Here is a 240-nt window from a genome sequence, read left to right as displayed (position 1 = left end):
CGGTCAGCCAAGGCCGATTAGGCTGGCTGTTTTGCAGCCTTTCACGGGTGAACCCGCGCAAGGCTGCAACGCGGCCGCCAATCGATACCCCTTGACTGACTGCCGTTAGCTACCTGGCCGGTTTTTTAGATGCGAATCAGAACGAGGCGTTAGCCAGACCGTCCAGGTAGCGCTCGACATCCAGTGCCGCCATGCAGCCGGCACCGGCCGAGGTGATTGCCTGGCGGTAAACGTGGTCAG

1 pseudogene is annotated in these 240 nt (G+C 61.2%); it reads right to left on the bottom strand.

Annotation, left to right across the window (positions count from 1 at the left end):
* Positions 1-136: 136 nt before the first annotated feature.
* Positions 137-240, bottom strand: a pseudogene (locus tag J5M56_RS26420) (thioredoxin-disulfide reductase); the annotation flags it as partial.

Origin of the sequence: Pseudomonas sp. 51_B (assembly GCF_017491595.1) — a bacterium.
In the GTDB taxonomy this organism is placed as follows: domain Bacteria; phylum Pseudomonadota; class Gammaproteobacteria; order Pseudomonadales; family Pseudomonadaceae; genus Aquipseudomonas; species Aquipseudomonas promysalinigenes.
The sequence above is the reverse complement of the archived record's forward strand: the minus strand, read 5'-3'. Positions and strand labels throughout refer to the sequence as shown.